This window comes from Nitrosomonas sp., from assembly GCF_024282095.1.
Classification (GTDB): Bacteria; Pseudomonadota; Gammaproteobacteria; order Burkholderiales; family Nitrosomonadaceae; genus Nitrosomonas.
This window is the reverse complement of the sequence record NZ_JAMWZS010000062.1, coordinates 1-9,306: the sequence shown is the minus strand read 5'-3', so window position 1 is coordinate 9,306 and position 9,306 is coordinate 1. Positions and strand designations below refer to the sequence as shown.

10 protein-coding genes are annotated in these 9,306 nt (G+C 42.9%); 3 read left to right on the top strand and 7 right to left on the bottom strand.

All coding sequences use genetic code 11. The features are described from left to right. Positions 1 to 231, bottom strand: a 231-nt coding sequence (locus Q0K92_RS12555; protein WP_297326137.1) for a glutamate--tRNA ligase family protein, incomplete at its 3' end; no start/stop codon positions are given. A gap of 188 nt (positions 232 to 419) precedes the next feature. Here Q0K92_RS12555 and mpl point away from each other — a divergent pair. Then, complete coding sequence (gene mpl, locus Q0K92_RS12550) at positions 420 to 1,808, top strand: UDP-N-acetylmuramate:L-alanyl-gamma-D-glutamyl-meso-diaminopimelate ligase (protein WP_297326136.1); 1,389 nt, start codon at positions 420 to 422, stop codon at positions 1,806 to 1,808. Between the two features lie 44 nt (positions 1,809 to 1,852). Here the strand turns inward: mpl and Q0K92_RS12545 are convergent, their stop codons facing one another. The 4 genes from Q0K92_RS12545 to Q0K92_RS12530 form a co-directional block, all read right to left on the bottom strand. Further along, positions 1,853 to 2,380, bottom strand: coding sequence for an adenine phosphoribosyltransferase (locus Q0K92_RS12545; RefSeq protein ID WP_297326135.1), 528 nt, complete (start codon positions 2,378 to 2,380; stop codon positions 1,853 to 1,855). Between the two features lie 121 nt (positions 2,381 to 2,501). Beyond that, a complete protein-coding gene (gene nirK / locus Q0K92_RS12540; RefSeq protein WP_297326134.1) occupies positions 2,502 to 3,647 on the bottom strand; it encodes a copper-containing nitrite reductase in 1,146 nt (381 codons plus the stop codon). Positions 3,648 to 3,865: 218 nt separating this feature from the next. Continuing rightward, positions 3,866 to 5,275, bottom strand: a complete 1,410-nt coding sequence (locus Q0K92_RS12535; RefSeq protein ID WP_297326133.1) for a monovalent cation:proton antiporter family protein — start codon at positions 5,273 to 5,275, stop codon at positions 3,866 to 3,868. Between the two features lie 230 nt (positions 5,276 to 5,505). Further along, the gene (locus tag Q0K92_RS12530) at positions 5,506 to 5,856 is read right to left on the bottom strand and encodes a cation:proton antiporter (RefSeq protein ID WP_297326132.1); all 351 of its coding nucleotides are present in this window, start codon (positions 5,854 to 5,856) and stop codon (positions 5,506 to 5,508) included. 122 nt (positions 5,857 to 5,978) lie between these two features. Between Q0K92_RS12530 and gshA the strand changes: the two genes are divergently transcribed. Further along, positions 5,979 to 7,277, top strand: a complete 1,299-nt coding sequence (gshA, locus tag Q0K92_RS12525) for a glutamate--cysteine ligase (protein WP_297326131.1) — start codon at positions 5,979 to 5,981, stop codon at positions 7,275 to 7,277. A gap of 7 nt (positions 7,278 to 7,284) precedes the next feature. Further along, the gene (gshB, locus tag Q0K92_RS12520; protein WP_297326130.1) at positions 7,285 to 8,253 is read left to right on the top strand and encodes a glutathione synthase; all 969 of its coding nucleotides are present in this window, start codon (positions 7,285 to 7,287) and stop codon (positions 8,251 to 8,253) included. Between the two features lie 79 nt (positions 8,254 to 8,332). Here the strand turns inward: gshB and Q0K92_RS12515 are convergent, their stop codons facing one another. Beyond that, on the bottom strand, positions 8,333 to 9,082 hold the full coding sequence (locus Q0K92_RS12515; RefSeq protein ID WP_297326129.1) for a CADD family putative folate metabolism protein: 750 nt from the start codon (positions 9,080 to 9,082) through the stop codon (positions 8,333 to 8,335). An 81-nt stretch (positions 9,083 to 9,163) separates the two neighbouring features. Then, positions 9,164 to 9,304: a hypothetical protein gene (locus tag Q0K92_RS12510; protein ID WP_297326138.1), complete on the bottom strand. Its 141-nt coding sequence runs from the start codon at positions 9,302 to 9,304 to the stop codon at positions 9,164 to 9,166. Positions 9,305 to 9,306 lie beyond the last annotated feature (2 nt).

Below are 9,306 nucleotides of genomic sequence, written 5' to 3'. Positions count from 1 at the left end.
ATCCCATTCCATGCCCAATGCTTCCAGGGTATATAAAATCTCTTTGGCTGCTCCGGGAACAGTGCGTTGCCAATCCAAATCCTCGATTCTGACCAACCATTTACCCTGATTGAATTTTGCATCCAAATAGCTGCCAACCGCCGCCACTAATGAACCAAAATGTAACGGACCAGTCGGTGATGGTGCAAATCGACCGCAATAGTTCGAATTAAAAGATCGTATGCTCTTCACAAAATTTAGCCATTGTGTAAAACAACACTGCTATTGAAAAAAACCACTCCATGCTTTATTGGACGGATAATAAATTGATCTTGCCGATCTATTTTGCTCCATTGAATAGACTATAATTCTAAAAGATTACTTACCGGACAGGTAATTCTTCTTGTATTCATGTTAATTAGAATTCATTAGGACTGACAATGCATATTCATATACTTGGGATTTGTGGCACTTTCATGGGAGGGATTGCTGCTATTGCACGCGAATCCGGACATAAAGTCACTGGTTGCGACCAGGATGTTTATCCCCCAATGAGCACACAACTGGAATCTCAAGGTATTGAACTGATTGCTGGCTATTCACCAGATCAAATTGAATTACGGCCGGATATATTTGTAATCGGCAATGTTGTTACACGCGGCAATCCATTGATGGAGGCAATACTCAATCAAAACTTGCCTTATACTTCCGGTCCGCAATGGTTATCAGAAAATATCCTAAGAAACCGCTGGGTGCTTGCAGTTTCCGGCACACATGGCAAAACCACGACTAGCTCGATGTTGGCTTGGATTCTCGATTATGCAGGTATGGCTCCGGGGTTCCTGATTGGTGGCATTCCAGAAAACTTTGGTATTTCAGCAAGAATTGGCAATATCCCCGATTCCTCTATTGCCCAGCAACGCATTACTAATGAACACTCTCCTTTTTTTGTCATTGAGGCTGACGAATACGATACGGCTTTCTTTGATAAACGGTCAAAATTTGTTCATTATCATCCCAGAACGGCGATTTTAAATAATCTGGAATTTGATCATGCCGATATTTTTGCGGATCTTTCTTCCATTGAGCGTCAATTTCATCATTTTGTGCGTATTATTCCCAATAATGGTTTGATTGTATCCAATGGAACTGACAACAATCTGGAGCGTGTACTAGCACAAGGTTGCTGGACACCGGTTGAAGAATTTGGCGTAAAAACTGGATGGCATACAGAAGTGCAGCCAAATAACACTATTGATATTTATTTTAACGAGAACTATCAAGGCTGTTTACACTGGCATTTGCTCGGTGAGCATAATCGTATGAATGCATTGGCGGCATTAATAGCCGCTCGACATGCCGGCGTACCCGTTTCAGTAGGAATTGAAGCACTCACCCATTTCAAGAATGTTAAGCGGCGCATGGAAGAACGCGGCACGGTGAATGGAATCACGATATACGATGATTTCGCACATCATCCGACGGCGATTCAAACGACCATTCATGGCCTGCGAACTCATGTTGGAGAAGCAAGAATCATTGCCGTGCTGGAACCCCGATCAAATACCATGAAAATGGGCGTATGGAAGAATAGCCTTGCGGATAGCTTGCTAGAAGCCAATCAAGTGTTTTGTTTCACCCGTGATGCCCATTGGGCAATCAATGCATTGGAGACCTTAGGAAAAAAAGCTTACTGTTACGATGACTTGGATCTATTAATTCAAGAGATCGCAAGAATTACTCAATCCGGTGATCATATTTTAATCATGAGTAATGGAGGGTTTGGTGGTATCCATGAAAAAATATTATCCGCTCTGCGGAATCCTTGAATGAATAGATAGAAAACCAATAGTCAATACTGAAAGTCTCAGTCTCAGTCACCTTCAAATTCACATAACGAAAATACCTTGCACCCTAAATTCTCTAAACGCACCCTACCCCCCACATCGGGCAAATCAATGACAAAACAGCATTCTACGATTTCTCCACCCATGTCCTGGATGAGTTTCACCGCAGCTTCTGCAGTGCCACCGGTTGCAATCAAATCATCGATGAGTAGTACACGATCACCTGGCTGAATAGCGTCGACATGTATTTCAATCCGATCACTACCGTATTCCAATTGATAGTCCCTCCCTATCGTCTCAGCAGGTAATTTATTCGGTTTCCGAATGGGCACAAAGCCCAAACCCAGTTGATAAGCAACAGGCGCACCTATGATAAAGCCGCGTGATTCAATGCCGACTACTTTGTTAATCTGAATATCCAAGTACCGTTTTGAAATTTCCTGAATGGTAGTGCGCAAACCAATTGGATCTTTTAGTAATGTCGTGATATCACGAAACATGATTCCGTGATGCGGATAATGCGGAATGGTGCGGATATGGGATTTGATCGGCATAAAGGTTAAAAATCCATTTTCACATTGAGAAATTCTGGATTCAATCCTGGAAATGAAAAGGCCCCAACTCACCGGTTGAGGCCTTTTGCATCATTCAAAGCTACACTAAATTAAATAAAGCTTAGTGGTCCATTGCAGCTTTTGCATCAAAGCTCTTTGGCGCTTTAATTTGGGTCATGAGATCGTCATCCCATTTACCTTCAACATTCATATGAAGAGCAGCGCCCAGTAATACAGCTTCAATCAGGTTATGACTGAGGTATACATAAAGTCCTGGTTGTTTGAATTCATACGCTGCAGCAACTGCCGCACCGCCTGGAACCCACCAGGTTTCTTGGCTGGTTAAAGGCACGTCGCTGAAAGAACCACCCACCCAATACAGATCAGCATGACCACCAATCAAGTGCGGACGAGAATCACGGTTAGCTTGTGAATGAATGAACAGTACTTTTTCGCCTACTTTTGCTTTCAGCGCATTGTCGCCTGTAATTGCACCAACAGCACCATTAAACACTACGTGCGTTGGAACGAGTCCTTTGGAAACTTCCAGCATATCTGCCATACCTTCAGCTGGTGAGCCATAGGATTTGAATTTGCCGCTGGCATCTTTTGGCAGATAGAAATCTTGTTCACCGATGTAAAAAGCTTTATCGTATTTATATGGCTTGCCTTTTGAATCTTTCAAACCGTCTTTTGGTAATACCATAATCGCGCCGTTCATGCCAGAAATAACATGGAATGGAATCATGGTTCCACCTGGTGCACAGTGGTATACAAATACGCCTGGTTTAATTGCTTTAAAGCGCAAAACAACTTCTTCACCAGGTTGTACCAGAGTTAAACCAGCGCCACCCAATGCACCTGTTGCTGCGTGGAAATCCACGTTATGTGCCAATGTGCTGGTTTTTGGATTAGATAATGTCAATTCAACGTAGTCGCCTTCGTGTACTACGATGAGCGGACCAGGAATGCTACCATTGAAAGTCAGACCCCAGACTTTTGCTCCAGGAGCAACTTCCATCAGTTTCTCTTGGGTTTCCATACGAACTTCAACGACTTTAGGTCCTTTTGAAACCTGATCGTGAACAGGTACATTTGGTGGAGCCACCAATTCTTGTTTTACACGCGGTAATTTAGAAATGTCTGTAGCAGCCACAACAGCTTGCGTTGCGCCTAAACAGAGCAATCCTAACCCTACAACTGCTTGAACAGCTTTAATCATATCTCCCTCCATAAATGATGAACTTCGCGCTTCTTTATGCGCCATTCTAATCTGTTGATGTAATCATCAAGACCACATCAACACCTGTCCTTTTTCTAATGAGCAAAAGGGCGGAACGGCGAATATACACTTTCTGAGAAAAACTGTCTATTTTTGGTAGCTCATAATCGTGGAATCTTCAGTTAAAGAGTTAAAAACAACCGTAAATTTATATAATCAATTTTTTAATAAACAGATCTGACTTATAAGATTTTTTACTAAAATTATCCTTGTATCAATCTTATTTCCGCAGCAGCAAGATTCTCTAATGTTCCCCTGAGTACCACCACGTCACCTGTTTCCAGGCGTGTTTCATTTGTTGGTAATACTCCCCGTATATTACGCCTTCGAATCGCAGTGACTTCAACAGCAAGGTTGGTTAAATTAATATCTTCCAAAGTTTTATTAATTGCTGCTGCACCAGGAATCATTGTGATGGTTAACAAGCGCGGGAATAGTTTCTCACCACCATCTTCCGTGTCATCAGTGGAACCATAATAAAATCCTCGAAACAAGCTATATCGCTGCTCACGAGTTTCTCTAATTCGTCGTATTATGCGATTTGTTGATATGTCAACAAACATCAATGCATGCGATGCCAACATTAAACTACCTTCCATAATCTCGGCAACAACCTCTGTAGCTCCAGCTTCTTTAAGAAGGTCAATGTCTGAATCGTCGTGCGTTCGAACAACAACCGATAGCTCTGGTCGTAGCGCTTGTACATGTGCAAGTATTTTTAATGCGGACACGGTATTGGCATAACTCACTACCAGTACTTTTGCACGCATCAAACCTGCGGCTATGAGCACTTCTCGCCGTGCCGCATCACCATACACGACTGATTCACCAGCAATGGTCGCTTCACTGATGCGCCGAGGATCAAGATCCAATGCGATAAACGGCACTGATTCCTGCTCCAGGATGCGCGACATATTTTGCCCACTTCGGCCATAACCGCAGATAATGACGTGATTCTGCGTTGCCATTGTTTGGGCAGCAATAGATGTTAATTGCATCGCACGATACATCCACTCGGAACTGTAAAAACGCTGCACCACAGATCCACTATATTCGATAATAAAAGGAGCAATGAACATGGACAACACCATGGCAGCCAGCACTGGCTGAAGTATTGAGTTACCTACCAATCCAATCGCACCCGCTTGAGCAAGCAAAACAAAACTAAATTCACCGCTCTGCGCCAAATTCATACCCGTTCTGAAGGCAACACTAGCGTCGGCACCGAATAAACGTGACAATCCGGCGATCAATACTATTTTCAAGCCAATAAGTGCTGTCAAGATCGCAAATATCCAAACAAAATTCTCGATCACTACTTGCATGTCCAATAACATGCCAATAGTGATAAAAAACAATCCCAGCAAAATATCCCGAAATGGCTTGATATCATCTTCGACCTGATACCGGTATTCCGTTTCAGAAATCAGCATGCCAGCGAGAAATGCACCTAATGCCAGAGATAATCCCGCCAGTTCCGTTAACCATGCCAATCCCAGCGTGATCAACAACACATTGAGTACAAATAACTCTGATGATTTCTGACGCGCAACCAAATGAAACCAGGGACGTATAAGTTTCTGCCCGAACAATAGAATAAATGCAAGACACACTGATCACCTTGAGAATGGCAAATTGCATAACATTAGACCAAAATCGCTGCTATCATGATCCACTTCGGTAGCAAGTGCCGAATAATGATCAAAGTGGAATGACGGCTAAATCCTGAAAAGCAATACACCTGAATGTATCCGATGGCCATGCGTCTCCAATTGAAGTTGTTGCTTCGTCAGCATTTTGATGACTATGGGCGGTAGAAGACATGGCCAAGCACCACCCAATACTAATCCAACATGCCAGCTCCAAGATCCCCAGCACCCAAGAAATTGCCAGAGCTCAAGCAAGATACCCAAATCACCCGCGATGTACCAAAGCCAAATACAATATGTTTCATAGCAATCAGTTTGGGTAAACTGAATTCCAGACCGATGCTAAACATCAGAAACACCACACCAAAGCCGGCAAGGTGATGAGTCTCATCCGTTGCTGGTATCCACCCCAATGCATGAGGACCGATGATGACACCTGCCAACAAATAGCCCAGCATCGGGGGCAAACGTAACAAACGAAAAATAACAACTGCCAGCACTGCGATCGCTAACAAGATTAAAACTGTCTGTAGAGGGTCATTCATGAATAGTAAATTATCGAAACAAAAATAGCCGGGTCCGTAACGATACTTCAGGATCGGATTGGCCACAATCTATTCAGAGCATAATGCTATATAATAACGGCAGTTCAATATTACCTATAGAAATGCCAGTACCTCATCTTTCTACCGCCCTGCGTGGCCCTATTCTTGATCTTGAGAATCGTATAATCAGTGCTATGCCAACCATTGAGCACTGGTTAAGAAATAAATGGCGTGAACATACCGTACCGTTTTATTGTTCAGTGGATTTGCGCAATAGTGGTTTTAAATTAGCGCCTGTTGATACCAATTTATTCCCAGGTGGTTTCAATAATCTCAATCCAGAGTTCATTCCTCTATGCGTACAAGCGATGATGAGCGCTATCGAAAAGATATGTCCGGATACGCACAGCATACTGCTGATACCTGAAAATCACACGCGCAATCTTTTCTATTTGCAAAATATAGCAACATTGCAGAATATCATGCAGCATGCCGGATTAAATGTCCGTATCGGCACGTTGTTACCAGAAATTACAACAGCCACTCGGATAGATCTACCCAATGGGCAGGCGATCACTCTCGAACCCATAGTGCGCAAAAATAACAAATTAGGTGTCGGAAACTTTGATCCCTGTGCCGTGCTGCTTAATAACGATCTATCGACTGGTGTTCCCGAAATTCTGCAGGATCTGAATCAAATTGTCATTCCGCCCTTACATGCAGGATGGGCAACACGACGAAAATCGGATCATTTTGCTGCCTACGATCGAGTTGCTCAAGAATTTGCCGAATTGATTGGCATCGATCCTTGGTTGATTAACCCACGCTTTACTTCCTGTGGAGAAATTAATTTCCGCGAGAAACAGGGGGAAGAATGCGTAGCAAGTGCCGTTGACCGCATACTTTCAGTTATTAGAAAAAAGTATCAACAATATGGAGTAAAGGACGATCCTTTCGTCATTGTCAAAGCAGACTCAGGTACCTATGGAATGGGTATCATGACAGTAAAGGATGGTGCTGATATTTATCAACTCAATCGCAAGCAACGCAATAAAATGGCGGTAGTCAAAGAAGGTATGCAAGTATCGAATGTGTTAGTGCAGGAAGGCGTTTACACGTTCGAAAATATCAATCAAGCAGTTGCAGAACCCGTCATTTATATGATTGATCGTTATGTCGTTGGCGGATTTTATCGAGTGCATACGGGGCGTGGTATTGACGAAAATTTGAATGCACCCGGCATGTATTTTGTCCCTCTGGCATTTGAGACAACTTGTCTGGTCCCCAATAGCGCGGCACAACCCAACTTTATTCCCAATCGTTTCTACGCATACGGCGTTGTCGCCCGACTTGCGTTGCTGGCAGCAGCGCTGGAGTTGGAACAAAATGTTGCCAGAACAGCGATTCCTCTTCCTGCATAATTCCATCATGAAGCTTATTTTTATTATTGATCAGTTGGATTCCATCAAAATCAATAAAGATTCAAGCTATGCCATGATGCGCGAAGCAGTTGCCAGAGGTCATCAGATTTATGTGTGCTATCAACATGATATTGTGCTAGTTGATAACATCATTACCGCCAATGTATGCCCTCTGACTCTGATGATGCCTCCTTACCAGGATAATTCATGGTATCAGGTTGGTGAGACGCTAACCGCTCCCCTGCATGAATTTGACGCCGTACTCATGCGCAAAGATCCGCCATTTGATCTTGAATATGTTTACAGTACTTATTTACTGGAATTGGCTGAAGCTCAAGGGGCCCTTGTCATCAATAGTCCGAGTGCCATACGTGATTACAATGAAAAACTAGCGATTGCAAAATTTCCGCAATTTACCACCCCTACCCTGGTGACTAGTCAAGCACATTTAATTAGGGAATTCCTCCGTAACTATCACGATATCATTTTAAAGCCTCTGGATGGCATGGGAGGCGCCAGCGTATTTCGTATACATCGTGAAGATCATAATATCAACGTGATTTTGGAAACACTGACACATTATGGAACACGCACTATCATGGCACAGCGCTATATTCCTGAAATTGCATTGGGAGATAAGCGCATTTTATTGATTGCGGGGGAACCTGTACCTTATGCGCTGGCACGCATTCCGAAACCGGGAGAAACGCGCGGTAATTTGGCAGCGGGCGGTACTGGAAAAGTACAGCCATTATCAGAGCGAGACAAAGAAATTGCGGAATTTCTGGGACCTGAATTGGCTAAACAAGGACTGATGCTGGTGGGATTAGATGTCATTGGAGACTATTTAACGGAAATTAATGTCACCAGTCCAACAGGAATGCAAGAGATTACTCGGTTATCAGGATTTAATGTGGCAGGAATGATGTTGGATGCACTAGAAACGCGCATTCAACAAAGAAAATCTAATGAATGAACCTCTATATACCGGTTTATTTCAAATGAACACCCTTTATCAGGTGTTCATTTGAAGAAGAAAAGGTTTGTTGATTAAATTAGTGTAATACAACCGCCTCTTCTTTTTGTTCTTCGCAAATCAAATTCGCACAATAAGTTTCATGAATACCATCCAGGAATCCCCACAGTGCATCGCAAGCTTCTTTGGTGGCAGCCAATACTTCATTCTGTTTTTCTTCAGTATCAGCAAATCTTTCGATCAATGCCCACTCTGCTTGCGAGTGGTACACGTCTGCTTCTTGGTGAACGGTGAAGAATTCATAATCTGTAGGATTTTTCATGCCATAAAATTTGGCTAAACCGTCAATTTTGACCGCAGCAACATCAGGAACTTGTGACTCGAAAGCATGTAGAGCAGCAAGCCCTGCATAAAATGGGCGATTTAAGCAAATATCCCGAAATGTAGAAACCAGCTTTTCGGTATTAGGTAACGCGGCTGCATTTGCTAAGCTTTTATCGTTTGCACCCAGTGCAAAGGCAAATTTTTTCCATAGTGCTGGGTGATTGTTATCTCCATGCTCTTCATCAATCAAATTCTTCAGTACTTCTTGACGAACACTGATGTCACCACTATTTGATTCTGAGTGAACATGAGGTGTATTAAAGTGTACAGCGCTTAAATAAGTTGGCTCAGCCAATACATTATAAAAATACTGCTCAGCATAATGCCGCAATTGCTCCTTAGTCAGTTTGCCATCGGTCCAGGCAACATAAAAAGGATGTTTGAGGAGATGCTTGGCGCTGATGATGGCATTAATTTCTTGCTTGAGTTTAATATTGGTTGTCATAGTTGTTCCCTTTAAACAGAGATGGATAAAGATTTGCCGTATATCATCGCTAAATAATACCAGCAAGTCAAATTTAGCTTCTCAGCTAACCTTGGTGGCGCTTAGATTTCTTGATAAATATCGACTGGCAGCAATCATGTTCTCAAGTGCTGGTTTTACTTCTTCCCAATTGCGTGTTTTTAATCCGCAATCCGGATTTACCCATAATCTTCGCGCCGGTATAC